The sequence below is a fragment of the Roseobacter fucihabitans genome, assembly GCF_014337925.2.
Taxonomy (GTDB): Bacteria; Pseudomonadota; Alphaproteobacteria; order Rhodobacterales; family Rhodobacteraceae; genus Roseobacter; species Roseobacter fucihabitans.
Genome location: NZ_CP143423.1, coordinates 1,507,117 through 1,531,825, shown reverse-complemented (window position 1 = coordinate 1,531,825; position 24,709 = coordinate 1,507,117). Strand labels below are relative to the sequence as shown.

23 protein-coding genes are annotated in these 24,709 nt (G+C 58.6%); 13 read left to right on the top strand and 10 right to left on the bottom strand.

Going from position 1 to position 24,709, the window contains the following annotated elements; translation table 11 throughout:
• The first annotated feature begins 164 nt into the window (after nucleotides 1-164).
• Entirely contained in the window at nucleotides 165-1,121 is a 957-nt protein-coding gene (locus ROLI_RS07590; RefSeq protein ID WP_187429802.1) for a TAXI family TRAP transporter solute-binding subunit, read from the top strand.
• Nucleotides 1,122-1,174: 53 nt separating this feature from the next.
• A complete protein-coding gene (locus ROLI_RS07585; RefSeq protein WP_187429803.1) occupies nucleotides 1,175-2,950 on the top strand; it encodes a TRAP transporter fused permease subunit in 1,776 nt (591 codons plus the stop codon).
• Nucleotides 2,951-2,993: 43 nt separating this feature from the next.
• Here ROLI_RS07585 and ROLI_RS07580 read toward each other — a convergent pair whose 3' ends face one another.
• Both ROLI_RS07580 and ROLI_RS07575 read right to left on the bottom strand, forming a co-directional pair.
• The gene (locus tag ROLI_RS07580) at nucleotides 2,994-3,944 is read right to left on the bottom strand and encodes a dihydrodipicolinate synthase family protein (protein WP_187429804.1); all 951 of its coding nucleotides are present in this window, start codon (nucleotides 3,942-3,944) and stop codon (nucleotides 2,994-2,996) included.
• On the bottom strand, nucleotides 3,941-4,831 hold the full coding sequence (locus ROLI_RS07575) for a carbohydrate kinase family protein (protein ID WP_187429805.1): 891 nt from the start codon (nucleotides 4,829-4,831) through the stop codon (nucleotides 3,941-3,943). Before ROLI_RS07575 ends, ROLI_RS07580 begins: the two co-directional genes overlap by 4 nt.
• Before the next feature lie 131 nt (nucleotides 4,832-4,962).
• Between ROLI_RS07575 and ROLI_RS07570 the strand changes: the two genes are divergently transcribed.
• From ROLI_RS07570 to ROLI_RS07540, 7 genes are all read left to right on the top strand, one after another.
• Nucleotides 4,963-5,829 (top strand): dihydrodipicolinate synthase family protein, encoded by an 867-nt coding sequence (locus ROLI_RS07570; RefSeq protein ID WP_187429806.1) that lies wholly within the window; start codon nucleotides 4,963-4,965, stop codon nucleotides 5,827-5,829.
• Complete coding sequence (locus ROLI_RS07565) at nucleotides 5,826-6,482, top strand: GntR family transcriptional regulator (protein WP_187429807.1); 657 nt, start codon at nucleotides 5,826-5,828, stop codon at nucleotides 6,480-6,482. The genes ROLI_RS07570 and ROLI_RS07565 overlap by 4 nt, the downstream gene beginning before the upstream one ends.
• A gap of 78 nt (nucleotides 6,483-6,560) precedes the next feature.
• The gene (gene dctP / locus ROLI_RS07560; RefSeq protein WP_187429808.1) at nucleotides 6,561-7,553 is read left to right on the top strand and encodes a TRAP transporter substrate-binding protein DctP; all 993 of its coding nucleotides are present in this window, start codon (nucleotides 6,561-6,563) and stop codon (nucleotides 7,551-7,553) included.
• A gap of 84 nt (nucleotides 7,554-7,637) precedes the next feature.
• The gene (locus ROLI_RS07555) at nucleotides 7,638-8,189 is read left to right on the top strand and encodes a TRAP transporter small permease (RefSeq protein ID WP_187429809.1); all 552 of its coding nucleotides are present in this window, start codon (nucleotides 7,638-7,640) and stop codon (nucleotides 8,187-8,189) included.
• The gene (locus ROLI_RS07550) at nucleotides 8,186-9,481 is read left to right on the top strand and encodes a TRAP transporter large permease (RefSeq protein WP_187429810.1); all 1,296 of its coding nucleotides are present in this window, start codon (nucleotides 8,186-8,188) and stop codon (nucleotides 9,479-9,481) included. Before ROLI_RS07555 ends, ROLI_RS07550 begins: the two co-directional genes overlap by 4 nt.
• Before the next feature lie 189 nt (nucleotides 9,482-9,670).
• On the top strand, nucleotides 9,671-11,440 hold the full coding sequence (locus tag ROLI_RS07545) for a CHASE domain-containing protein (RefSeq protein WP_187429811.1): 1,770 nt from the start codon (nucleotides 9,671-9,673) through the stop codon (nucleotides 11,438-11,440).
• Between the two features lie 123 nt (nucleotides 11,441-11,563).
• Nucleotides 11,564-11,998 (top strand): response regulator, encoded by a 435-nt coding sequence (locus tag ROLI_RS07540; RefSeq protein ID WP_187429812.1) that lies wholly within the window; start codon nucleotides 11,564-11,566, stop codon nucleotides 11,996-11,998.
• A gap of 325 nt (nucleotides 11,999-12,323) precedes the next feature.
• On the opposite strand, the gene ROLI_RS07535 is transcribed toward ROLI_RS07540, so the two are convergent.
• From ROLI_RS07535 to ROLI_RS07505, 7 genes are all read right to left on the bottom strand, one after another.
• Complete coding sequence (locus ROLI_RS07535; protein WP_187429813.1) at nucleotides 12,324-13,253, bottom strand: aminotransferase class IV; 930 nt, start codon at nucleotides 13,251-13,253, stop codon at nucleotides 12,324-12,326.
• A gap of 276 nt (nucleotides 13,254-13,529) precedes the next feature.
• On the bottom strand, nucleotides 13,530-14,771 hold the full coding sequence (locus ROLI_RS07530; protein ID WP_405048995.1) for a CoA transferase: 1,242 nt from the start codon (nucleotides 14,769-14,771) through the stop codon (nucleotides 13,530-13,532).
• Nucleotides 14,768-15,646, bottom strand: a complete 879-nt coding sequence (locus ROLI_RS07525; protein ID WP_262386484.1) for a MaoC family dehydratase N-terminal domain-containing protein — start codon at nucleotides 15,644-15,646, stop codon at nucleotides 14,768-14,770. Before ROLI_RS07525 ends, ROLI_RS07530 begins: the two co-directional genes overlap by 4 nt.
• On the bottom strand, nucleotides 15,643-16,539 hold the full coding sequence (gene sucD, locus ROLI_RS07520; RefSeq protein WP_187429814.1) for a succinate--CoA ligase subunit alpha: 897 nt from the start codon (nucleotides 16,537-16,539) through the stop codon (nucleotides 15,643-15,645). The genes ROLI_RS07525 and sucD overlap by 4 nt, the downstream gene beginning before the upstream one ends.
• Before the next feature lie 13 nt (nucleotides 16,540-16,552).
• On the bottom strand, nucleotides 16,553-17,728 hold the full coding sequence (locus ROLI_RS07515) for a malate--CoA ligase subunit beta (protein WP_187429815.1): 1,176 nt from the start codon (nucleotides 17,726-17,728) through the stop codon (nucleotides 16,553-16,555).
• A gap of 57 nt (nucleotides 17,729-17,785) precedes the next feature.
• The gene (locus tag ROLI_RS07510; protein WP_187429816.1) at nucleotides 17,786-17,959 is read right to left on the bottom strand and encodes a hypothetical protein; all 174 of its coding nucleotides are present in this window, start codon (nucleotides 17,957-17,959) and stop codon (nucleotides 17,786-17,788) included.
• A 27-nt stretch (nucleotides 17,960-17,986) separates the two neighbouring features.
• Nucleotides 17,987-19,189 (bottom strand): alanine--glyoxylate aminotransferase family protein, encoded by a 1,203-nt coding sequence (locus ROLI_RS07505; RefSeq protein WP_187429817.1) that lies wholly within the window; start codon nucleotides 19,187-19,189, stop codon nucleotides 17,987-17,989.
• Nucleotides 19,190-19,346: 157 nt separating this feature from the next.
• Between ROLI_RS07505 and ROLI_RS07500 the strand changes: the two genes are divergently transcribed.
• Both ROLI_RS07500 and ROLI_RS07495 read left to right on the top strand, forming a co-directional pair.
• Complete coding sequence (locus tag ROLI_RS07500) at nucleotides 19,347-20,726, top strand: short-chain fatty acyl-CoA regulator family protein (RefSeq protein ID WP_262386485.1); 1,380 nt, start codon at nucleotides 19,347-19,349, stop codon at nucleotides 20,724-20,726.
• Nucleotides 20,727-20,937: 211 nt separating this feature from the next.
• Nucleotides 20,938-21,951 carry an extracellular solute-binding protein gene (locus ROLI_RS07495; protein ID WP_187429819.1) on the top strand — a complete coding sequence of 338 codons (1,014 nt, stop codon included), beginning with the start codon at nucleotides 20,938-20,940 and terminating at the stop codon, nucleotides 21,949-21,951.
• A 54-nt stretch (nucleotides 21,952-22,005) separates the two neighbouring features.
• Here ROLI_RS07495 and ROLI_RS07490 read toward each other — a convergent pair whose 3' ends face one another.
• A complete protein-coding gene (locus ROLI_RS07490; RefSeq protein ID WP_187429820.1) occupies nucleotides 22,006-23,634 on the bottom strand; it encodes an iron ABC transporter permease in 1,629 nt (542 codons plus the stop codon).
• A gap of 111 nt (nucleotides 23,635-23,745) precedes the next feature.
• Between ROLI_RS07490 and ROLI_RS07485 the strand changes: the two genes are divergently transcribed.
• Together ROLI_RS07485 and ROLI_RS07480 are read left to right on the top strand one after the other, a co-directional pair.
• On the top strand, nucleotides 23,746-23,913 hold the full coding sequence (locus ROLI_RS07485) for a hypothetical protein (RefSeq protein WP_338469249.1): 168 nt from the start codon (nucleotides 23,746-23,748) through the stop codon (nucleotides 23,911-23,913).
• Nucleotides 23,914-24,516: 603 nt separating this feature from the next.
• Nucleotides 24,517-24,690, top strand: coding sequence for a hypothetical protein (locus tag ROLI_RS07480; protein ID WP_187429821.1), 174 nt, complete (start codon nucleotides 24,517-24,519; stop codon nucleotides 24,688-24,690).
• Nucleotides 24,691-24,709: the final 19 nt, after the last annotated feature.

Below are 24,709 nucleotides of genomic sequence, written 5' to 3'. Positions count from 1 at the left end.
CCACAGAGGCATGCACTCGCGCAAACGGGCCCTGTTTATGGTCGATTTTTGCACCTTGACCCCAATGGGATTTCGCCCGGTTTTCCAATCTATCGGTTTACAAGAAATCTTGCGCTTCCACTCATAACAAGAGACTGTGCGCACAGACTTCAGGGAGACATCTTATGACATTTTTCAAATCCATCGGCGTGATCGCCGCAACCGTGATGCTGCTCGGCTCCGCGGCCAGCGCCGAAACTCGCGTAACCTATAAATCGGCCAAGGCAGGTTCCTCTTACTTCCAGATGGCCGTGCAATTCGCCGAAGCCATGAAAGCAGGCACCGGTGGCGATGTGTCCGTCACAGTGGAGGAAAGCCAGGGCTCCGTGCAAAACGTCATGGAAGTGCGCGCGCGGGGCGGCGATTACGTCTTTACCACGCCCCCCGCCCTGATCGGTCTGGCGCAGGGTGGCAAAGCCATGTTCGAGGGTAAATCCGACCCCTCTTTTGAAGGCATCCGCGCGCTTTTCCCGATTCCGTCCTTGACCATGCATTTCGTCATGTCAGAGGCCAGCGGGGTGACGTCCTTCGCGCAGATGGAAGGCAAGACGGTGCTTCTGGGCAGCGGGTCTTTTGGGGCGCGTGAAGGGGCGAAATACATCGAACTCTTCGGGCTGGAAGGCAAGGTCACAGTGGCGGATTCCGAACTGTCCAACGCCGTGAACGCCCTCAAGAACGGGCAGATCGACGGCTTCGTGACCGCAGGCTCCTACCCCGCACCAAATGTGATCGAAGCGGCCGCATCCACCGGTGTGACGGTCTTGTCGCTGGACCCAGATCAGATCGCGCAGACCAAGCGCACCGAATTGATCATCCCCGCAGGCACCTATACCGGTCAGGACGGCGATATCACCACCACATCGCTGCCCGTTGTCGCCTATACGACGGAAAAGATGGACGAGGACACCGCCTACCTTCTGACCAAAACCTATTGGGAAACCAAAGCCGATATGGCCGGGGATGCCGCCTGGTGGGCAGGCGTGTCACTTGACATGCTCAGCAACATCACCACGCAGATCCACCCCGGTGCGATCCGCTATTACAAAGAAATCGGCGCGGCATTGAACGACGCTCACATGTAATGCGCTGCCCGGTTCCGTGATCGGCGGGACCGGGCGCATCAAGGCTTACAACAATGCAAAACCTCTCTGCGCGGCACGGATGGATTGCCCTCGGGGCGTTCTCTTGTGTGTTCCATATCGGGCTGATCTTCTATGGTCTGGTGCCAAATCTCGTGGCGCGCCCGCTGCATATGGCGCTGATCCTGCCCTGGGTGTTTGTCTTCGGCAGCACCTCGCGTCTGGCCACCCTGTCCGGCGCTGTGATCGCGGCGGTGGGCCTTGCAGGGTGCCTGTGGATCGCGCTCAATCACCAGATGCTGCGCAATCAATATGGGTTTCTGGAGGACCGCTTTCAGGTCGCGCTCGCCATCACCCTCCTGCTGATTGTCATGGAAGGCGCGCGGCGCATGATCGGCTGGCCCCTGCCAATGGTGGCGCTGGCCGCACTGCTCTACGGGCTCTATGGCCAATATATCCCCGGTGAATTCGGTCACGCCGGAACCCCATTGCGCAGCTTTCTGGGCACATTGGTCGTGGCAGAGGGCGGCATATGGGGCAGCCTCACGGGGGTGTCGGTTGGCGTCGTGGCAATCTTTGTGATCTTTGGCGCGGTGCTGAACGCCGGCGAAGCCGGTCAGGGCTTCATGAATGTCGCCTCCGCCGCTGCCGGGCGCCTCAAGGGCGGCGCGGCCAAGGTCTCAGTGCTATCCTCTGCTCTCTTTGGCTCTATTTCCGGGTCTGCCTCGGCGAATGTGGCCTCGACGGGGGCGATCACCCTGCCCGCGATGAAAAAACTGGGCTATCCCAAACGACTGGCGGCGGCGGTGGAAGCCGTCGCCTCCTCGGGCGGCCAGATCATGCCCCCCCTCATGGGGGCCGGGGCCTTTGTCATGGTAGAACTGACCGGTGTGCCTTATGCGCAGATCATGCTGGCCGCTCTTTTGCCCGCGATCCTTTATTTTCTGGCGGTCTGGATGGGCATCAACGCCTATGCAGAGCGCTATGACCTCAAAGCCATCCCCGAAGACCAACGTCCGACACGCCGTGCGGTGCTGATCACCTCCGGCTTTTTCATGGTGCCATTCTCGGTCCTGCTGTTCGCCATGTTTGCTCTCGGCTTCACCCCGCAATATGCCGCCGCCCTTGCGATCTTCGCCGCCACGCTCGCGCTATTCTGTGACGCCACGCCTCGGATCAACATCGCGCAGGGCTTTGAGCGATTGGGCAGCGCGATGATCAACGCCGGAAAACAAGTCGCCATGATCGCGGCGATTATCCTGTGTGCCTCGATCATCATCGGCGTCTTGGGCATCACCGGTTTGGGCGTTAAAATCACCTCCGTGATCTTATCTGGTTCCGGCGGCGCGCTCTGGCCTGCGCTGCTGTTAACCGCCCTTGCCTGCCTGCTTTTGGGGATGGAGGTGCCCACCACGGCGGCCTATGTCATCTGCGTCTCCGTTGCCGGACCGGCCTTGATCAATCTGGGCCTGGAACCGCTGCAAGCGCATCTCTTTGTCTTCTGGTTCGCCCTTCTCTCCACCATCACACCGCCCGTTTGCGGCGCGGTCTTCATCGCCGCTGGCATGATCGAGGAAAACTGGCTCAAGGTCGCCCTGACCGCCATGGCTCTGGGGCTGGGTCTCTACATCATCCCGCTCAGCATGATCGCCAGCCCCGCCCTGATCCGGCTTTCCACGGAACCCTTTGGGGCGCTCATCGCATTTGTGCATGTGGGTGCCGGGTTGTCCTGCATGTCCTACGGATTGATCGGACGCGGGAGCATCCTGCGCCGGGCCAGTTTGATTTGTTTCGGGTTCGGTGCCGCATTTGCCGGGCTTTTCCTGTTCTGAACGCCGTTGTCATCTCCAAAACCATCCTCAAAGCGGCACAATGCTAGGACGACAGGCCAGCCACGTCCATGTCAATCTCTCTTGCCAAAACAAGCGCTCTGCCCATCGCAATCGCCGCTTCGCTTTCCTGCACCGGATCAAACACCGCCCCCGGTTGCCGACACTTACCGCTCTCAAACAGGCCCTCGGCTTTTCTGAGTTCCTTAAAGAACCGAATGCTGATGTCGATATGTTGGTTTGAGAAATTCAGGACCGGCAAAACGCGCTCAAACAGCGCCCGTGCACCCGCGACATCACCCGATTTGAACCGGCGAAAAATGGCGACGTAAATACGCTCCATCCCCGTCGGGATAAACGCCTGCACCCCGCGCGCCAGGGCATCCATCAATTGCGTAACCGCCCACCCGCCGCAGACGTTCAAGGCACCGTTTGTGGCGTTTAAGACAGCGGTATATTTCACCCCGGCCTGTGATGTTTCGATCTTTAGCCATGAAAACGCTTCGATGTTTTCATGCAGAAACACGATATCTTCAAGCGTCCTGCCCGGACCTGCCCAATCCAGATCCTGCACCATCAGCAAACCGGGCCCGCGCGCCGCAACATCGTTGAGAAACACCAGTGCTTCATGGCGCGCGAAACCGGCGGGCACCTGTACGCAGACGCCTCGCGCACCCGCCGAGCGCGCAACAGATGAAAGGTCAAGCGTCTCCGCCAAATCCGGCGCAGTGACGCTCACAATGAAGGGAATGCGATCTGAATTTGTCGCGGCGATGGTTTCGATCATCGCGGTCTTTTCCTCAAATCCCAACATCGCATATTCGCCCGCGACGGCCAGCCCGAGCATGCCACCACAGCCCGCCGCAACGGTGTGATCGACCAAGCGGCGCAGGGATGCATGATCCACCGATCCATCCTGCGCAAAGGGCGTGTTGAGACTGGGAACGATGCCTTCCATGCCGGTGCCTTCAATGCCGGTGCCTTTCGGTATTTTCAATCGCGCATTTGCGCCATCAAAGCGTCGGTTTGCGCAGTACTTGCGAAGGTTTCGGTTTCTATCGCAAAACGGACCTTATGAGAGGCCGCAGCATTGGCCCATCGCACGGCCTGCAGTTCCGCGTATCCCTTCGCCAAAGCCAACGTAAACGCCCCGTGCCAGGCATCCCCGGCGCCAAGGGTGTTCTTTGCCTCAACAGCGGGTACCGGAATTTCCATGATCCCCTCGCCGACGCAACAGACGGTTGGCAAGGCCCCCCGCGTCACCGCACACCATACGCCCAAATCTGTGGCCACGCTTTGCAGCGCATCCGCATCATATGATCCGGCAAAATCCTTGAGGCCTTGCTGGGAAAAGACGATATGGCTTGCCGTTTTCAGGACCTGCATCGCCAATTTCACGGGGGCTTCGCCATCCACGACAACCGGCTTGCCTGCGCGCCGGGCCATCTGGGCGATTTTCACCACACCCTGCGGCCAGCGCGTATCCACGAGCATCGCGTCATGGGAAAACGTCTCTGGCACCTCGACATCGCCCTGCATAAGCGCGGCCTCCCGGTGATTGATAATCGTACGCTCCCCTCCCGCCGAGAGCAGGATCGTGGAGCGCGACGTGGTAACCCCCGGCACGTCGCGCACCAGAGTGTCGTCAATCCCTCGGTCGTGCATCTTTTGACGCAGGAATATGCCGAAAACATCCGCTCCAACAGCGCCGGCAAGGCTGACCTCACCACCAAGTGCTGCAATCGCACAGGCCGCATTCAACGCCCCACCACCCCCGATCAAATGCGAGGCGCGCGCGCGGTGCTTGTCGCCCTCCACTGGAAAGGAGGGCATATCAAAAACCAGATCAGCCGCGATCAACCCCGCGCACAGAACCCTTGCCATGCGGTTTCAACCTCCACAGATCGGCGTAAAAATCTTATCAAGGGTCTGACATGTCAGATTGACAGTCAACGTGTATTCTTTAACCTCCATATGAAGATTGGCGTCGTGGGACAGACCAACATGGGGGTGATATGGCGCATTTTGGGATTTCGGCGGCCTTGCTAACGCCATTTGGGGCAGACGGCAGCATCAACCTTTCGCTGTTTTGCACCCATGCGCGTGACCTTCTGAAACGCGGCATAGAGGGGGTCACGGCCTTTGGCACAACGGGCGAAGGTGCCTCCATCGGCCTGAAAGAGCGTGCCGCGGCCATATCAGCACTGTTGGCCTCCGGCATATCTGCGTCAAAAATCACTCTGGGTGTCAGCAGCAGCGCGCTTGATGATGCCCTTGCGCAGATACAGCAGGGCATCGACGCGGGGATCACAGATTTCCTGCTGCTCCCGCCTTTCTACTTCAAATGCGTTGAAGAGGACGGGCTTTTTGACTGGCACGCCCGGCTTTTCAACGCAGCGGATCATCGCGCCCGCTTTATTCTCTATCACATTCCGCAAGTCAGCCATGCGCCCCTGCCGGTCGATCTGGTAATGCGCCTGAGCGCGGGCTTCCCGGAGAGGATCATGGCGATCAAGGACAGTTCAGGAAGTTGGGATAACACGCGCGCCCTTATTGAAAGCGGACAAATCCCGGTGCTGGTAGGGGATGAACGCCTGTTGCACAAGGCGGCGGCGCTGGGGGCGGTGGGCTCCATCTGCGGCATGGCGAACCTCTATCCCGAACGCATGGCGCGGCTTTTTGAAACGCAAAATGAGGATCAAGCCTTATCCGCCGAGGTTGCACATATTGTCTCTGTACCGGTCATCCCCGCGTTGAAACTGATTTCGTCACAGCGCAGCGACAACGCGGATTGGGCGCGCCTCCGCCCGCCCCTAAAGCCCTTACGCGGGGAGGCGCGCGCCGCAATCCTGTCGGCTTTTGCGGGAAAGGTGCTGGCGTGACGCCCTCAACGCCCCTGCGCCTGCGCGATCACGCCTATTCCAACTTCACCCAGAAACTGCTGGCGCGCGACATCGATCCCGGCCAGATCGTATCGCAACGCGAATTGGTCGCTCTGACGGGTATGCCGCTCGGAGCGATCCGCGAAATGATCCCGCGTCTGGAGGCGGATGGCTTGATCAAAACCGTCCCAAAACGCGGACTCCAGGTGTTGTCCATTGATCTGGAGCTCGTGCGCAATGCCTTCCAACTGCGCCATATCATCGAGGGTGAGGCCGTTTCGATCTATTGCCGCACTGCCAGCGACGAAGATATCGCACAGCTTCTGGCAGAGCATCAAGAGATCCGCGCGCAGGCCACCCAAGGCGTCACAACAGAGGTCCTGCAAAGGGCACAGCAGATTGATTGGGCCTTTCATGACCGCATCATCGACGCGATGGGCAATGCGATCATTTCGGACATTCACCGGGTCAATGCGATCAAAATCAGACTGATCCGCAATTCAGATACCCGCATGTTACCCGAATTGGTGGTGCCGGTGCTGGATGAACATCTGGCGATCTGCGCGGCGCTGGAGGCGCGGGACAATAGCGCCGCCATCGCCGCCATCCACACCCATGTCGACAGCGCAAAAAGGCGCGCCCTGGGGATGTGACACAGATTTCGACGGGGCGTGGCCTCGCGAATAAACAAGCGGTTGCAACACCGCGATCTAAACGGAGGAGACCTTACCATGATGAAATTCACAAGACGCGCGCTGATGGCCCTGACAGCCGCAACCATCGCCCTGCCGGCCTATGCGGCAGATACGATCACACTGCGCATGTCGACCCCCGCGTCCGAAACCGATCAACGCTCGGTCGCGCTGGCAGAGGTTTTCGCGCCCGCCGTTGCGGGGTTTGCCACCTATGAGCCGCATTACAACGGCTCGCTGATCGCGCAGGGCTCAGAGCTTGAGGCCATCGCCTCGGGGGATCTGGAAATGTCGATTGCCTCGGCGCAGGAACTGGCACAATTCTTCCCGGAATTCTCGATCTTTGCGACCGGTTACGTGCATCAGGATGCAGCGCATCAGGTGGCGGTGTTCAATGACCCGCTGATGGATTCCTTCAAGCAAACCGCCGAAGACGAGCTTGGCGTCAAGCTTTTGTCTGTCATGTATTTGGGACGGCGCCATGTGAACCTGCGCCAGACCAAAGACGAATTGACCGTCATGACGCCCGCCGATCTGGCCGGGGTCAACCTGCGGATGCCCGGCACGGATGCCTGGCAGTTCCTGGGCAAGGCGCTGGGTGCGAACCCCACGCCGATGTCCTTTACCGAAGTTTACACCGCGCTTCAGACCGGATCCGTGGATGGGCAGGACAACCCCTTACCAACAGTCGTAGATGCGAAATTCTACGAGGTGACAAACCAGATCGCCCTGACCTCGCATCTGGTCGACCTGAATTACGTGGCATTTTCCAAGACGGTTTGGGACGGGTTGAGCGCGGAGCAGCAAGCACAGGTTCAGGCAGCCGCCGATGCCGCCGCTGAAAGCGGGCGCAACAAACAGCTCCAGAAAGAAGAAGACCTCGTGTCCTTCCTCAAGGAGCAGGGTTTGGCCGTCTATGAACCGGACCTCAAGGCGTTCCGCACCCATGTTCAGGGCCAATACGCAGGCTCAGAACTGGCGGCAAGCTGGCCTGAGGGCGCGCTCGACAAGATCAATGCACTTGGCAATTGATAAGGCCAAATAAAACCAGGGAGGGGCGCATGACGCGCACCTCCTGTCCGGCGTGATCCCCGCGCCCTCGCTTTCGGATACTCAATGACGTCACTCACCTCCGCCCTGCGCCACATGGCACAAGCCGTGGCCGCCAGCATGATGGCGCTGATGTTTCTGACGTTCATTCTCCAGATCACAGTGCGCTATTCTGCGCGTCTGGAATGGCTGCCCGCGCGCTTTCCTTTGCTGGAACCCTCACTTTACGGGTGGACGCTGGAATTTTGCCTGCTGCTCTGGGTGTGGCTGATCTTCTGGGGCAATGCCTTTGTGGTCCGGGACCGCGATCACGTCACTTTCGATATCATATTCCTGAATGTGCGCCCCGCGCTGCGGCGCTGGTTTATTATCATCTCCGGGCTGACGATCTCAATCGGCCTGATCGCCTCCATCGAACCCACGCTGGCGAAATTCCACATCCTGCGGTTGAAAAAGACCGCCACGTTGTCCTCGATCCTTGGCGATTGGATCCGCATGCGCGACATCTATTCAATCTATATTCTCTTTCTCATCGCCGTGTCGCTCCGATACGCCTGGGCCGTTTACCGCGCCATCCGCTACGGCGTCGAAGAACCAGCGCGAGACCCGCGCGCATGAGCACTGAATTTCTGGTCTGTATCGGCTTGCTGTTCTTTCTGGCCGGGATCGGTGCGCCGATTGCCTACGCCATTCTGATCGCCTCCATGGGGTATCTGACGGTATCGGGTCAGGGCATTGGTATCGCGGGCAAAGTCCTGATGGATGGGCTTTATCAGAGCTTCATCCTGCTGGCCGTCCCACTTTTTATCGTTGCGGCCAACATCATGAACGCGGGCACCATCAGCGACCGGCTGCTGGCGTTCTGTGTCGCCCTGGTCGGTCGCTTCAGGGGCGGGTTGGGGCATGTCAACGTCGTCGCCTCGCTGATCTTTTCGGGCATGTCAGGCTCGGCTGTCGCCGATGCGGCGGGGATCGGCAAGATCATCATCGAAATGATGACCAAATCCGGCCATTACACCCGCGGTTACGCCGCTGCGATCACGGCGGCTTCCGCTACAATCGGCCCGATCATCCCCCCCTCAATCCCGATGGTGCTCTATGCTTTGGTGTCCAACACCTCCATCGGTTATTTGTTTCTGGGCGGCATTATCCCCGGCCTGATGATGGGCCTGGTTCTGATGGCGATGAACAGCTTCCTGTCCCACCGGCGCGGCTTTGCGCTCGAAGATCCCGTGCCCCTCTCTGAATTACCGGGGCGTACAATCAACGCCTTCCCCGCCCTCCTGATGCCCGCGATCCTGCTTTACGGGATCTACGGCGGCGTCACGACGCCCACGGAGGCCGCAGCCGTGGCGGCCTTCTATGCGCTGGTGCTGGCGGCGCTGTTTTACCGCGCCCTGAGCTTTCACGCGCTCTATGGGATATTGGTGGAAAGCGCGCGTTCTTCTGCCGCCGTGGGCCTCGTCATCGGCGGTGCATTGATCCTCAACTACGTGGTCGCTTCCGAAAACATCCCCAGCGTTCTGGCCCAGCAACTGGTGGGTCTGGACGTCGATCCTCTGCTGTTCCTGCTGGGTGTGAACCTGCTGTTCCTGCTGTTGGGATGCGTGCTGGATGCGACCACCATCATCCTGGTGATCATTCCGCTGTTCCTGCCAACCTGTCGCGAATTGGGCATTGATCTGGTGCATTTCGGCGTTGTCGCCGTAGTCAATTGCATGATTGGCCTGATCACGCCACCCTATGGTATTTTGCTATTCGTTCTCAATGCGGTAACGCGTATTCCTCTCTCCGAAATCATCCGCGAAATCTGGCCGTTTCTGATCGCGCTTCTGATGGCCTTAATGGGGCTGGTCATTTGGCCCGACATCGTCCTCTGGCTGCCCCGGCTTTTCGGCTACGCAGGATAGTCACACAAGCGTCACGGATGCCCGTGTCATTTTGGTAATGCCGCCAGCCAACGCCTCAGTCAGCGCCCCTTTGAGACGCTACGCCCACAGGTCACCAAGATCCCTGCAAACACTTAACCGCTTCTTATCTTCTGCTCTTTATCCTGCGGAAATGTATTCTCATCCAACAACCTGTTCGGACTCGTTGCTATGAAAATGCAACCTCATCGTGGCCAGATTACGCCGCTGCATCTTGTCGTCATCGCCTTGTCGTTTTCGGTGACCTTTACCATTTGGCAATACACAAAGCATCAAACCGAAATCAAAGTACAGCAGCGGTTTGAAGCCTCACGCGACAGGATCGTTGGCCTGATCGAAAATCGCATGGCACGATATGAGGACGCGCTCTGGGCGGGGGTGTCGGCGATGGATTCGCAGGGCGGAGATATGACGCTGGAGCAGTGGCGCCTTTTCACGGAGAAGATGCGGATTGGGGATAAGTATCCCGGCATCAACGGTATCGGTGTCATCCACTATCTGCGCCCTGACATGCTCGACGCCTACCTGGACGCGCGCGGGATCGAGCGGGACGTATTTCAGATCTTCCCCGACCATGACAGTGATCACATGATGCCAATTTCATTCATTGAGCCGGAAGCCGCGAATTCTGCCGCCATCGGCCTCGATATTGCACATGAGACCAATCGCCGGAACGCCGCATTGGCCAGCCGCGACACGGGGTACGCGCAGATCACGGGACCCATCGTCCTGGTGCAGGATGCCAGTTCAACGCCCGGATTCCTGTTTTACGCCCCCATTTACAAAGAGGGGCCGCTGGACACCCTTGAACAGCGGCGCGCAAGTTTTTCAGGCACGGTTTATGCACCTTTCGTCGTCAACAGGCTGATGGACGGTCTGCTGGCCAAACATCTGCGCCACGTAAGTGTCAGCATCAGCGATGCCGATGAGGTGATTTATGATGAGCACCTGACGGCAGAAGACCTGCATGATGACAATCCCATGTTTGCTGAACAGGTGACGCTGGATCTATACGGTCGCCAGTGGCGGCTGGACATCAGAACCAACCTCGCCTTTCGCCATAACAATAGCGATATGCAGCCCGTTTTGTTTTTGATTGCAGGGGTATTGATTGAGGTACTGGTTATCGCGCTGATCATCATGATGGCACGCACGAACAAGAAAGCTGTCGCCTATGCGGAAAAGGTGACCGACGCATTGCGCAGCGAAAAGGAGAAGCTGGTCAAATCGAATGTCGAACTCGAACAATTCGCCTATGTCATTTCCCATGATCTGAAAACACCGATACGCGGCATTGCCGGCCTTGCAGATATGCTCAAAGAGGACCTGGAGGATTATTGCAGCTCAAAGGATGCCAACCCGGAGGTCACAACGGCGATCGACCTTATCCATGATCGCGTTCAACGCATGAATGACCTGACATCTGGAATCCTCGAATTCTCCTGTATCCGCGAAACCTATGGCAAAGACAGCCCCCTCGAGCTTACTGATTTCATAACCTCAATGATCGCGGATTTGGACCTGGAGCCCGATCAGCTGGTCCTGGACACGCCCGTCCAAACTCTCACAACCGACACGATCAACCTGAGGCGCGTTTTGGAAAACCTGATCGGCAATGCGGTCAAATACCACGATGGCCGGACACCGCTGAGAATTCGGGTTTGCGTAGAGGACAAAGGCGACACCTTTGCCTTTAGCGTCGCAGACAATGGGCCGGGTATCGACGTCAGATATCACAAGAAGATATTTGAAATGTTCCAGACCCTGCGTACCTGCGATACCCCCGAAAGCACGGGGATCGGATTGGCTGTCGTCAAGAAATCTGTTGAATTACACGGCGGCCGTGTCGAAATTATCTCTCATCCCGGTGAGGGTGCCACGTTCAGTTTTCATTGGCCCCGTAACGCGACCGCACCCCCCCGTGAAAGTACCGCGGCGTGAGAGCATTACCGCCCCACAACGCTTTAAAACCTCAACGCCTCGCCACACGATGTCATCAAACGACGTCGGGAATATGCGTCGGCGCAAAAAGAAACGCCCGATGGTTGGAAAGAGGACCCCAAAATGATGCATATTGACAAAAATGACCCCGCGCTTTTTCTGGGAAAGGTGATGATCATTGACGATGATCGCGTCGATCAGGCGATGTGCCAAAGGACGCTGATCCGCGCGCGCCTTGCCGAGGAGGTGATAAGCTTCATGGATGCCGAAAAGGCGCTCGCCTATTTGCGCACGCCCCCCGGCGGCGCAATTGATGTCATCCTACTTGATGTGAACCTGCCGCGTATGAACGGACTGGAGTTTCTTGAAACCGCAACCAATGATGCAAATCTGATCTTCGCGCCCGCGGTGCTGGTCATGATCTCGACACCTTTACCATTGGTTCAAAAAAATAAATTCAGCGGCATGTCCTGTGTTCAAGCTTTTCTCGACAAACCGCTCAAGGTCGAAGAGCTGATGCGACTGCGTCCTGTTTTGCAGGCGGCTCATTGTGATTGAAAATTGCTAGGTTCCACAATGGCAATTGAAAAGAGCGTGGGAAATACAAAACCCGTGGGTCGCGCGTTCTGGTTTTTAGGTCAAATTTGAATCCGACCGTCAAGCGCGTCAGGTCGGGCATCACAGGACCCCAAGATCAGACTGAACTTAGATGCACCAGAAATATGAGGCAGAACAAGACAGGCCTGCCCGGTCTTTACCTCAAAACCCAGACCAAGTCGTTCCGCGAAACCCCTCCGTCATGCGCGCGGCGGTGAGCGGTTCATTTTTCCCGACCTGCACCGAAGCGTCGCCAGCACCTTGCCGACTGATTGCCTTAGGTCTTTCAGGAGGTCGAGATCCGCGATTCTGCAATGAGCGCTTTGTATAATGCGCGTATTTGGTAAAATACGGGGCCGGGTTTGCCACCGCCGATCACACGACCGTCAACCTCGAAAACGGGCGTCTGCGCGCCAAAAGTACCGGTCAGAAATACCTCATCCGCACCGTAGGTGTCGACCAGGGAGTAGTTGCGTTCAAACACCGGAATGTCATTCTCGCAACACAAATCGATAACCTTCTGCCGCGTGATACCGTTCATGCAATAATCCCCCGTCGAGGTCCAAACAACCCCCTTGCGCACGATAAAAAGATTGCAGGCATTGGTCGTATTCACGAAACCAAAGGGATCCAGCATCAGCGCCTCATCCGCCCCCGCGCGCAACGCGTGGTTGAGGGCGATAATGCAATTTAGTTTGGAATGCGAATTCAGTTTTGAATCCTGCGTCAGCGGCAGACCACGGTGATGGGGCACGGTGTGAAGCCGGATGCCACGGTGAATGGCGTTTTCGTCGGGTTTGGAGTGCTCCGCAATGATCACGATCGTAGAGCCGAAAACGCTCAGCTGCGGATGTTGAAAGGGTTTTTTCTTACGCCCACGTGTGACCATCACGCGCAGATGCACATCCGTTGTCATGGCATTTGCATCAAGGGTCTGGTGGATCGCCTGCACCAGTTCCGCGCGGGTTTTGCCAATGTCGAGGTCGATATAGAGCGCGGCTTCAAACAGCCGGTCGAGATGTTCATCCAGAAACGACAGATACCCGTCATAGAGCCTCAGCCCTTCCCAAATGCCATCCCCCAGCATGAAGCCAGAATCATACACCGACACTTTTGCCTCCGCGCGTGGCACCAGATCGCCGTCCACATAGATCAGGATGTCATCATTGCGCGCGTCCGCCGCAGCATCATGGGTTGAAATCTGGGTGTCGGTCATCGGGGTACTCTATCTGGGGTCACTGGGACAAATCACATCACCTGCCTACGCCGAAATTTTTAATGCGTCGATCCAATATCGCTTGAGACACCAAGCGGACCCAGACAAAATAATTCACACTCTGCCACGGCAACACAACAAAAAGCGTTGCACATATCCGATGCCTTTTGGTTACGATAGGGTCACTGCAACCATATACGGTCACATCATTGCAGAGCGGGCCCAGTCATAGCGCGGGTCAGGCTCGAAAACCGGCAAGCACCCTGTGCATCAACGTCAAGACGCAAGGCGTATGGCCTGACCCGGCTGCGTTACAACACCTGCGTCAAACAGGGACGCGATCTCGCTGTCGGGCAGCCCGGCGACATCAGCCAGAATTTCTTCGGTATGTTGGCCCAGAACCGGCGCAGGTCGCGGATCTTGCCGTGCAAGATCAGAAAAATCAAACGGCGAGCCGGGCGTCAGGTAGCGCCCGATACCCGGTTGATGCAGCGATTGAAACATCGGGTTCTGCTGCGACAAATCAGGGTCCTGCGCGAGCGCTTCGCGGAAATTGCGAAACACCGACCAGGTCACGCCGCCTGCATCAAATGCGCTCGCAACCATGTCCAGATCTCGTGCGGCGAACCATGGGACCAGCACCTTTGTGATCTGATCGCGCGCATGCCAGCGCGCGCCCTCTTCGGCGAGATCAACGCCCAAGCTGCGCGCCAGGCGATCCATTTCGCCTTCAGTCTGTGTTACTTTCACCAGGTTGCGCCACTGCCGCACCGTCAGACCAATAACCATCACGCGCCGACCATCCCGGCACAAAAAATCCTGCCCATAGGCACCATAAAGCGCGTTGCCCGCCTTGGCGCGGCTCTCGCCGTTCATCGCGACGTCACCGATAATGCCCAAATTGCCAAGCATCGCAGCGGCGACGTCCTTGAGCGTCAGATCGACTCCCTGCCCGTGGCCACGCCGCAACCGGTGTCGTTCTGCCGCCAGAAGCCCTGAGACAACCATATTCCCGGCGATACAATCCCAGGCCGGCAGCACATGCGCAACCGGCTCGCTCCCATCGACCGGACCGGTGGCATCGGGAAAACCGACCGATGGGTTGACCGTGTAATCCACCGCGGGCCGCCCCATGCGGTCCCCGCGCAGCGTTACCGTGCAAATGTCGGTGCGCTTTTTCGCGAGGCTGAGATGATCGGTCCAGCCCTTGACGGCGAGGTTGGTGATAAACAATCCCGCATCTTCGCCCGGTGCGCAGATGATTTCTGAGGCGATCTCGCGGCCCCGCGGGGTTTTTACGTTAATCGCAATCGACCGTTTGCCCTTGTTTAGCCCTGCCCAGAACAGGCTTTTGCCTTGCGCGGTGATCGGCCAGCGCTGATGGTCCATGCCGCCCGTGGGCAAATCGAAACGGATCACATCCGCTCCCATCTGCGCCAGGGTCATCCCCGCCAGCGGCACCGCCACGAAGGCAGAGCTTTCAACAACGCGCATTCCGGCCAGGACACCGCCCATCATGCCCACTCCATGCGCGCTTGCATCCCCAGAAAGCCCGCCGGGGCAGCCGTGCCCAGCACCATGGCCTTTGTTGCGAGATCAACGGTCCCCGTGAGCCGCAGGTCCTGATCGTGGAACATCGGATGCACACCGCGAAATCGGAACCCGCATGCGGATTTGCCGCTGTGACGTTCACCGGCATCCAGCAGCATCATCGCCTGCATCGGACCATGCACGATCAGGGCGGGGTATTTTTCGACCTTGCGTGTGTAATCCAGATCATAATGGATGCGATGCGCATTATAGGTCGCCGCAGAAAAGCGAAACAAGCGTACCTCGTTCATCGTGACGGTTTCGTCAAACAGCAAATCCTGAGGCACGGGTTTCTTTTTGGGTGCTGTAAAACGGTCGGGGATATCGAGGTAAACGATGTCCTGCACCTCATCCACACGGCCCCCGGCCTCGCCGGTCACGACATGTTGCACGGTGATAAACACCATTTCGCCCGTCGCCCCGGCCTTGCGGGTGACAGCGAGGATTTCCGAGCTGCGGTGCAAGGGCTCGCCGATGTGCAACCTGCCCGAAAACCGCAGATGCCCCCCCGCCCACATACGACGCTCAAAGGACAGTTCCGGTAAAAATCCACCCATCGCCGGATGCCCGTTGCGGGCCAATTCCGACAGCGGCACGGTTTCGGGAAACCCCGCCCAATGCCACAGATGCGGCATGGGCGCGCCCTCGCGGATATCGCAAGCCGCAGACAACCCATGCGCCACCGCTCCATGGACCATATTGGCCAAGGCCAGGCTCAAGACACCGACATGCTGTTCTTTGCGACCGACACCGCTTGCGCTGTTGGTCATTGCGATTTCTGAGGCTCCGTCCATAAGGCTCATGCCGCGCGCTGATGGGACAGGACGTCCGCCATGGTCACGCCCATTGCGGATGGGTTTGGGGCCACGGCAATGCCCACGGCGCTAAGCATTTCAACCTTCTCCTGCGCGCTTTCACCAAAGGCGGAAATGATCGCCCCGGCATGTCCCATCTGGCGCCCCTTGGGTGCCGACAGACCGGCGACATAGGCCACGACCGGCTTGCTCATATGATCGCGCACATAGGCCGCGGCTTCAGCCTCTTGCGGCCCGCCGATCTCGCCGATCATCATGACCGCATCCGTTTCCGGATCGGCCTCAAACAGTTCCAGAATGTCGCGGAATGACGATCCGTTAATCGGATCCCCCCCAATGCCAACGGAGGTCGAAACCCCGATGCCCAATTTCTGCATCTGGCTGGCGGCCTCATATCCCAAAGTCCCGGACCGCCCGACGATCCCAACGCGCCCCGGCATGTAGATATGAGGCGGCATGATCCCCATGAAACCCTGCCCTGGGGAGATGATCCCGGCGCAATTCGGTCCAATCAGGCGCATTTTGCGCAGCCGGGAATAACGGCGCAGGAAACGTTTCACCCGGATCATATCCTGTGCCGGGATACCATCGGTCACGCAGACCGCCGTGCGGATGCCCGCATCCGCCGCCTCCATCATCGCATCCGCCGCAAAGGGGGGCGGGACAAACAACAGGCTGGCCTCGGCACCGGTGGCCTCCACGGCCGCGCGTACGGTGTCAAAAACGGGTCGGTTCAGGATGCTGCTCCCGCCCTTGCCCGGCGTGACGCCGCCGACAACATTGGTGCCCGCTTCGATCATTTCCTGTGTGTGAAATTGGCCGATGCGCCCGGAAATGCCCTGGACCAAAACGCGTGTGCTCTTATCGATCAGAATAGCCATATGCTCTTCTCCTTCAAGCGGCGATGGGGGTTTTACGATGGGCAACGGCAACCTCTGCCGCTTCTTCCAGCGTATCGGTGGTGAGGATCGGCAAGCCCGATTTGCGCAGGATGTCCTGACCTTCCTTGACGTTTGTCCCGGCCAGGCGCACCACCACAGGCAGGGTCATACCGACCTCGCGGTAGGCCTGCACAACGCCATTGGCAATCCAGTCGCAGCGGTTGATCCCGGCAAAGATATTCACCAAAATTACCCGCACATTTGCGTCACTCAAAACGGTGCGGAACGCCTGACACACGCGCTCGGGGCTGGCACCACCGCCAATATCAAGGAAGTTGGCTGGCTCACCCCCCGAAAGTTTGATCATATCCATCGTTGCCATGGCCAGCCCGGCACCATTGATGATGCATCCGATGTCACCGTCAAGACCGACATAAGCCAAACCATTATCGGCGGCGGTTGCCTCGCGCGGGTCCTCCTGGGAGGGATCACGCAAGGCTGCGACATCCGGTCGGCGATAAAGCGCATTGGTGTCAAAACTCATCTTGGCATCCAGCGCCACAAGTTCGCCCGTACCGGTGAGCACAAGTGGGTTTATCTCTACCATCATCGCATCCAGATCGCGATAGGCCCGGTAGCAAGCCTGCAGGACGCTCACCATCTGCGCCACCTGCCCGCCCGTCAGCCCCAGTGAAAAGGCCAATTCGCGCGCCTGAAATTCGGCCAGCCCGACGGCGGGATCAATCAACATCCGGCGTAGGCTGTCGGGGTCTTCCTCTGCCAAATCCTCGATTTCCATGCCGCCATGGGCGGAGGCCACAATCATAATCTGTTCGGTTTTACGGTCCAGAACGAGACCCAAATAGAGTTCCTGCCTAATTTCCGAGGCGGTTTCGACCCAGACGCGGTGAACGCTCTTGCCCCGCGCATCGGTCTGTTTCGTCACCAGGTCGCGGCCAAACAGCGTGGCGGCATAAGCGCGCACCTCTTCATCCGTCCGGCACAGCTTGACACCGCCCGCTGCACCGCGCCCACCCGAATGAATCTGCGCCTTGACCACCCAGGCCTCACCGCCCAATTCACGCGCGCGGTATCCCGCCTGCTCGGGGGAATACGCCAGCCCACCGCGCGGCACCGGCACACCAAAGCCTGCCAGAATTTCCTTGGCCTGATATTCGTGAATGTCCATTATTGCCTCCCAGTTGAAACAGTTACACATGCGCGGCGATGGCTTTTGCCACGTCGATCACGTTTTGCGCCCTAAGCTTTCGGCCTTGCGCAGCGCATCCATGGTCCGCTCAGCCTTGTTATCTTCGGCACTTGGCGAGCTGCTTGCTGCGCGGCCAATCATCGCCGGGTTGAAGGCCCCAGCAGCAAGTTCCGCGCGTTGCTGTCGCAGGGGGTGATGCCTGTGGGACATGGATTACTTTCTCGCTGCTGGAAGGGTTTATTCAGCCGCAACACACAAATCAGGCGCATCCATGTGTTGCAACAAGAGCCAATCCTGCGCCGCACCGACGCCAGAGCCCAATTCGATCCGTGCACCCGCCCGCGCCAGCGCCATTTCCGCCAGTGACAGCGATGTCAGGCACATGCCCTCGTTGAGATCGCCCAGATGCCCGATCCGAAACACCTTGCCCGCAAGCCGCGCCAGACCCGATCCAAAAGAGGCGTTGTATTCCTCATAGGCGATGCGCAACACGTCGCGTGCATCCACACCTTGAGGCACGCGCACCGCGGAGACAGTATCGGAGTAAAGCGTGTAATGTTCTGCGACAAGATCCATCCCCCAGGCCGCAATCCCGCGCCTCACGGCTTCGCCAAGGCGATGGTGCCGGGCGATGACATTGTCGAGCCCCTCGTGCTGGATCCGGTCCAGCGATTTGCGCAAGCCGTGGAACAGTTGCGTCGGCGGCGTATAGGGAAAATACCCATCCGCATTCAGCTTCAGCATATCGTCGAACTCAAAATAGGCGCGCCGCATTTTGGCACCGCGCGCGGCCTCCAGCGCCTTTTCACTGACGCCCAGAATACCCAGACCCGCGGGCAACATCAGGCCCTTCTGGCTGCCGGTGACGGCCAGATCCACGCCCCAGTCATCCATGCGGAAATCGATCGAGGCGACCGAAGACACGCCATCAACGAACAACAGCGCATCATGGAAACAATCATCCATCGCCCTGCGTACCGCCGCCACATCCGAGGTCACACCGGTTGCGGTTTCATTATGGGTCACAAAAACCGCCTTTATTTCATCCTTGGCATCCGCGCCGAGGCGGCGGGCATATTCCTTGACCGGCACACCGGCCCCCCAAGGGACATCAACGACCTCGACGTCGAGACCAAGACGCTGCGCCATCTCTACCCAGAGCGAGGAGAATTGACCAAAGCGTGACATCAAGACCTTGTCACCGGGGTTAAGCGTATTGGTGATCGCCGCTTCCCAGGCCCCCGTGCCGGATCCAGGAAAGAGCATGACCTTGCCGGTTTTAGTGCGCAAAACGCTTTTGAGGTCCTTGAAAAGGCCAAGCGTCAGGTCGCCGAAATCCGGTGCCCGCATGTCCTGCATGGGCACGTTCATGGCTTGGCGCACGCTTTCGGGTACATTGGTGGGTCCGGGAATAAAAAGATGTGTCTGGCCTGTCCGCATGGGTGCTCCTCCTGATGCGTGGACCATTGCACGTGCAGATGGAAATCCTGAAACAGAAGCGGGTCATGCTGTAAACGCGCAAGTTCACAAGTTCTCAATTTGTAAACTTGTAAAAATTGCGCTAGTAAAGGATATGAAAACTTTTATCGGACCCCACTTGCGACGCCTCCGTGTGGAGCACGGCCAGACGCAGGCGCAGATGGGCAAGGCCCTGGGGATCAGTACGTCTTACGTGAACCTGCTGGAAAAGAACGAGCGCAGCGTATCCGTCTCTGTCCTGTTGAAAGTGATGGAAGCATATGGTGTTGACTGGCGTGACATCGCCAAGGACGATGATGCCGCGCAGCTTGCCGACATGCGCGCCGCCCTGCAAAATCCGCTGTTTGAGCCGACACGCCCGGACCTCACACAGCTGCGCGCCGCGCTAAGCCATAGTCCAGATCTGGCAAGCAGTTTTCTGCAACTGCATCGTGCCTATCTGGCGGTAACGGATCAATTGATGAGCCTGGCTGGTGCATCCGACGACAAGGAGGCGCTCCTGCCGACCTCTCCCGAATCGAATGTGCATAATTTGTTTCGCGAGCATCAGAACCATTTTCCCTCTCTGGAAACCGCCGCCGAAGCCTTCTGGGCGGGGCAGAAGGTGCCCGCGGATGAGGTCTATGGCGCGCTGAAATCGCGGCTGCGCGACAAACTCGGGCTGACCGTCCGGCTCGCGGCCAGTGAAGAGATGCCCAATACCCTGCGCGAATATGATGAGACCCTGCGCGAGGTGCGCCTCTCTGAGGCGATGGACCACCCCAACCGCGTGTTTCAACTGGTGCATGTCGCCGCCCTGATCGAACAGCATGACCTGCTGGCAGAGATTCTCGCGCGCTCCGGGCTTGAGGACGCCCGCAGCCGAGCGCGTTACCGGGTTGAGCTGGCCAATTATTTTGCGGCGGCCGTGCTAATGCCCTACACTGCCTTCCTGCGCGAGGCTCAGGCCAGCAAATATGACTTTGACCATCTCGCCACCCGTTTCGGGGTCAGTTTCGAGCAGGCTTGCCACCGCACCACCACGCTCCAGCGCCCCGGTGCCAAGGGCGTGCCGCTGTTTTTCCTGCGCATCGACAAGGCGGGGAATGTAACCAAGCGATTCAATGCCACCGATTTTCATCTGGCAGAATACGGCGGGGCCTGCCCGCGCCTTGAGGTGCATAGCTCATTTCGCGCGCCCGGGCGTATCGTGCCGCAATTTGTCGAACTGCCCGATGCCACGCAGTTTTTCGTCTTCGCGCGCACCGTGGATCGCCCCACGTTCACGCGCCATTCAAGGGACGTACAGCTTGCCATCGCCATGGGGTGCAGCCTCGATCATGTCGGCGAGATCGGCTATGCGGATGACCTCAGCCTCGCGGCGGCGCGCATGACAAAGATCGGCATCAATTGTCGCGTTTGTCCGCGCATGGATTGTGACCAGCGCGCACATCAGACCGTCATGCTGGCCAGCCCGGTGGATGAGACCAGGCGCGGCGCAACGCGATATTCTTCGTGATCTTTGCAAGCCCACGGCTTTAAGGCGCGCAGGCCAAGCTAGACATAGATCATAACCCATCAAGACAGCCCCGCGCTTGGCAAGAAGTGCCTTGACCCTGCGCAGAGTGCCGTGAAATTAATCCGACCATTTTACTCAGGATGGGTTGCAATGTGGCTGGGATCTTGTAATTGAGTAAAACTGTAAGGTTTATGAAATTCGGGAGATTCCAATGACCACCAAGACTTCTATCTTCGCTCTGGCACTGGCGATGACGGCCTCAAGCGCCGTCGCCGAGGGGGAACTCAACCTGTACTCTTCGCGTCATTATGACACCGATGAGCGCCTCTACTCCGAGTTCACCGATGCAACCGGCATCACCGTTAACCGTATCGAGGGCAACGCGGATGAGTTAATCGCGCGTATGGAAGCCGAGGGGGCCAATTCTCCGGTCGATGTATTTTTGACGGTGGATACGGTGCGCATCACCCGCGCCAAAGATCTGGGATTGTTGCAATCGGTGGACAGCGACGTCCTCGAAGCGCGTGTACCGGCCTATCTACAGGATGCGGACAACCAGTGGTTCGCCTTTTCCCAGCGCGCGCGTATCCTGTTCTATGACAAGAACGAAGTCGCAAACCCGCCCGCAACCTATCAGGATTTGGCAAAACCCGAGTATGAGGGCATGGTCTGTATTCGCTCCTCTTCCAACGTCTATACCCAGAATATCGTTGCAGCCCTTGTTGCGCATCTGGGCGAAGAGGCCGCGGCGGACTGGGCCAAAGCCGTCGTCGCCAATTTTGCACGCGACCCACAAGGCGGTGACACCGACCAGTTGCGCGGTATTGTGTCGGGCGAATGCGACATTGCGATGTCTAACACGTATTACTTCGCGCGGGCTTTGCGCAAAGATGTATCGGGTCTCTCCGATAGCATCGACGGGGTGGGCTGGGTGTTTCCCAACCAGAACGATATCGGCGCGCATATGAACATCTCCGGCGGTGGCGTCGCAGCGCATGCGCCCAATAAGGACAACGCCGTCGCTTTCCTTGAGTATCTCGCCTCGGATGCGGCGCAGCAGTATTTCTCCGCCGGTAACGATGAATATCCCGCCGTGCCGGGTGTGGGCCTGTCGCCTTCGGTCGCGGCACTGGGCATTTTCCGTCCAGATGCCATCGCCCTGTCCGACATTGCCGATAACATCGAGGCGGCCCAGCGGATACTGGCAGAAGCCGGTTGGAAATAAAGCAAACAACACCCCACCTCAAAAGCGCATCCAGACGGGTGCGCTTTTTTCGTTTCAGGCCGTGGCGCGGCGCCAATCCCCAATCTGAGCGCAGAGCAGAATGACCGGAATGAGGCCAATGCCCGCGATCATCAGGCTGGGCACCGCTGCCCCCTCAAGGCGTTCATCCGAGGCGAGCCGGAAAGCCTGCACCGCCAAGGTATCATAGTTGAACGGACGCAGGATCAGCGTGGCGGGCAGTTCCTTGACCGTATCCACAAACACGATCAGCATCGCCGTCAGGATACTGGGGCGCAGCACCGACAGATGCACGTCGCGCACCGTGCCCCAGGCGGTGCGTCCCAGCACCCGCGAGGCGGCATCGACATTCGGCGTTACCGTGGCCAACCCGCTGTCATAGGCCCCGATGGCCGCCGCCAGAAAGCGGATCATATAGGCCGCCACCATCAACCAGATGGAGCCCGAGATCAGCAAGCCGGTGGAAATGCCGAAAAAGGCCTCCATTTGCAGATCCAGCCAATTGTCAAACCGCGCGAAGGGCACCAGCAAGCCGATGGCGATGACACCGCCGGGCACCGCATAGCCCAACCGTCCGATGAACAGCGAGGCAATCGACGTGCGACTTGGTGAAACACGGTTGAAGGTGCCCAGGAAGATCGCAGCGAAGACCGTCACGAGGGCCGCGATACCGGCCAAGGTCAGCGTACTTTGGATGAAACCCAGATAGCGTGGGCTGAAGATATCCTGCTCTGAGCGCAGGCCCATCAGCACCAGCGTGATCGTTGGTATGATTACCCCCAGCAGCACCGGCAGCGCGCAGGCGATCTGTGCCGACAGGGCAGATGGGCCGGACAGGGCGAAGCGCGCAAACGGTTCTTGCCGACCGCGCGAGGCGTAATCTGCCGCCCCCCGGTTCATATATTCCAGCGCCGCGACCAGCAGCGCAAAGGCCAGAAGCCCAAGCGCCAGTTGCGCCGCCGCACCGCGATCTGCCAGTCCAAACCAGCTGGTGTAGATGCCGGTGGCAAAGGTCTGCACGCTGAAATGCGCCACCGTGCCGAAATCCGCAATCGTTTCCATGACCACCAGCAAGGCCCCGGCAGCAATGGCCGGGCGCGCCATCGGCAGGGACACCCGCAGAAAGGACATGACCGGAGATGAGCCCAGCGAGCGCGCGGCATAAAACGGCGTGGCCGCCTGCATTCGGAACCCTGCGCGGGTCAGCAGGTAAACATAGGGGTAAAGCACCAGGGTCAGCATCAGCGCCGCCCCCCCCAGCGAGCGTATTTCCGGGAACCAATAATCACGCGGCCCCCACCCCATCAGGGCGCGCAGGCTGGTTTGCACAATGCCCGGATGATCGAGCACATCGGTATAGGCATAGGCCAGAACATAGGCCGGAAAGGCCAGCGGGATGACGAGAGCGACCTCGAAAAAGCGCCTGCCACGAAAGTCGCAGGTCACGACGAGCCAGGCCGTGATCGTACCAATGATGATGCTGCCCGTCGCCACCAGCAGCACCAACACAAGCGTCGTCCACGTATATCGCCACAGGACCGTCTGGGCGAGATTTCCCAGCGTTTCAAAACTGCCAAACGCCGCTGCGGCGATCACACCGGCCAGCGGCAGAAGGCAGATCAAGGCGACAAAGAGCGCGATACCGGTGATGATTTTCTTGTCCATACCAAACGGCCCCACCCAAAATCGTTTTCCGCAAAAACTCCTTAACCCGGACTTCCGGCAGTTTACAGACCCGATTGTTTTAGTCGGAATTGAACCTGGCAGGAAGACCCCATGACGCAAGCCGTAAGACCAGAAATCCCCGGCACCGTGGGAAAGCACATCCAAGGCCATGCCGGCTTTAAGATGCCCGGCGAGCACCCTTTGCTTTCCCGCTTCGACATCGGTTCCGGGGTTCTGCTATTGCCCGTCGAGGTCGGGGTTTCCCCGAACAGATTGTAGCTGAGCGCATCGACAGGCGGCGGTGCCATCAACCGATCAACCTCACAGAGCTGGCAAGGCCGATTTACTGTCGCGCTTAAGGGAGCGGGGCCTGAGGCCAATCCCCTACAGCGACCCCAAAGCCCCCCAAGAGGCACAATTTCACGGCGCATTAGTAAAGGCGCGGCACGTCATAATTCGGTATTTGCGCGTGCACGCAACCTGCAAACTCACCGGAGGCTTGAGGTCACCAAGGGCACGATAGCCAATTAGAAAGCGCTCATCGCGGCCCCTAATGATCGATACCATCAAGATAAAACGCGTTCTTTGCGCGGAAAAGGGGTTGCCGCACCCAAAGGCGATCCTGGGCTACCCCCCGCGGTCATCGCCCGAGATCGCAGTACCCCTGATGCAGTGCCGTCAGGACCCCTATGAAAGACGGGTTTTGATTTCGGATGCGTCACATATGTGGCAATTGGCACGCGAATTGCCACGGTGTGATCCATAAATGTGGGGGTGAGATGCCATGGGGGACAGGCCTTGCGGTCGCCATCCGTGCGGGTGGAAATGGTATTTACGAAATCATACCCTTTGAACGCCCCGATTCCGGCGCGGATGACGCGAATGAATATTGAAAACGCTATCTCCCCTTCAATGCGGATTTCTTTTCCTTTGCGTGTCCGCATGTCTTCGGGCGTCCTTATCGAGACGGTCGCCGCACCCAATAAGCTCAAGAAACACGAGCCGATCAAGCGCAACCTTCATCAGGGACGCGGCGCGAAGGTACGCGCTGCTTGATCGCGACACCCTGCCCCGG